Below are 1,435 nucleotides of genomic sequence, written 5' to 3' on the forward strand. Positions count from 1 at the left end.
CGCCTTTTCGACCTCGCTGAATCCGCCCAGCGCGCGACCGAGGACAATTACCCGCCCTACAACATCGAACGGCTCGGCGACGATCGCTACCAGATTTCGCTCGCGGTGGCCGGCTTCTCTCCCGACGAAATCTCGGTGACGGCCGAGCAGAACGTCGTGACGATCGAGGGCAACAAGACGGACAAGACTGAACGCGAATTTATGTACCGCGGCATCTCGACCCGCGCGTTCAAGCGCCAGTTCAACCTGGCCGACTACGTTCAGGTCAAGAACGCGTCCTTCGACAACGGTCTGCTCAAGATCGAACTCGTCCGGGAGATTCCCGAGGCCATGAAGCCGCGACGGATCGCCATCAATGGAGCGACGCCGGACAACCTGCACAAGCTCGAATCCAGGGCGGCTTGAACCAGTACGTATTGCGGCGGCCCGGTCTACGGGCCGTCCATCCACTCGTCTTCGAAGGGAGGAAAACATGCGGCCGACGACCGCCACCGACAACGTCTTCGACTTCCAAGCGCTCCTGCACCCCGGCACCGTCTTCGAGCATCCCAAGGACGTGGTTAGGCATCCGTCGCTTTCGCTGGCCGAGAAGCGGGCGATCCTCGCCTCCTGGGCTTCCGACGCTTCGGCGATTGCGTCATGTCCGGGGCTTCGTGCGCCCCATGGACTGAAGGCGCCTGTCAGCATCGATGCCATCCTGGATGCATTATGCGATCTGGATGGCGGCCCACGCAATCCGCGAAATCCGCCCGGCGGAAAGCCAAAGCGACGGTTTTCCACGTCGCGGGTGCTGGCGGCGTGAGGAGGATCCCATGGAAGATATCCGTCTACCCCGTTACGTAATCGACCGTCTGGAGCAGCGCTGGACGAGCCGGTTGCAACAGGATGCGAAGACCTGGAGCATCGACAGAAAGAAGCCCGTGCAGGCGCGCCACGTCCAGACCGACGGCTCGCGGGTCATCCCCGCGCTCGGGGCCACTGAACTGGCGTCGGCCTTTAACGGGTGTGACTGGCTGTACGGGAGGAATGAATGAGGATCGCGCAGATTGCGCCGCTCTTCGAGAGCGTCCCGCCACGGCTGTATGGCGGAACGGAGCGGGTCGTTTCATATTTGACCGAGGAGCTGATCAGGCAAGGTCATCAGGTCACGCTTTTCGCCAGCGGCGATTCCATCACCTCCGCCGAACTCGTTCCGTGCGTGCCCCGGGCGTTGCGCCTCGATCCGGACGCCCGCGACCCGATCCCGCATCACGCGCTGATGCTCGACAAGGTGCGGGAGCGCGCTGACGATTTCGACATCCTGCACTTTCACGTCGACTACTTGCACTTTCCTCTGTTCCGATCGGAGTCCGGACGGACAGTGACGACGCTGCATGGCCGGCAGGACCTTGCCGATCACATGCCGTTCTATCGCTGGTTTTCGGAGATGCCGCTG

Annotated in this window: 4 protein-coding genes; all 4 read left to right on the plus strand. The window is 62.4% G+C overall.

Annotation, left to right across the window (positions count from 1 at the left end):
• A partial coding sequence (gene hspD, locus WN73_RS11760; RefSeq protein ID WP_271552875.1) for a small heat shock protein HspD occupies window positions 1–405 on the plus strand: 405 nt, incomplete at its 5' end.
• A gap of 67 nt (window positions 406–472) precedes the next feature.
• Complete coding sequence (locus tag WN73_RS11765) at window positions 473–802, plus strand: hypothetical protein (protein WP_011087974.1); 330 nt, start codon at window positions 473–475, stop codon at window positions 800–802.
• A 10-nt stretch (window positions 803–812) separates the two neighbouring features.
• Window positions 813–1,034: a hypothetical protein gene (locus WN73_RS11770; RefSeq protein WP_028160473.1), complete on the plus strand. Its 222-nt coding sequence runs from the start codon at window positions 813–815 to the stop codon at window positions 1,032–1,034.
• Window positions 1,031–1,435: glycosyltransferase (locus tag WN73_RS11775; RefSeq protein ID WP_271552878.1), on the plus strand; the 405-nt coding region annotated here is incomplete at its 3' end. The genes WN73_RS11770 and WN73_RS11775, both read left to right, overlap by 4 nt.

This window comes from Bradyrhizobium sp. CCBAU 45394 (genome assembly GCF_028128655.1).
In the GTDB taxonomy this organism is placed as follows: Bacteria; Pseudomonadota; Alphaproteobacteria; order Rhizobiales; family Xanthobacteraceae; genus Bradyrhizobium; species Bradyrhizobium diazoefficiens.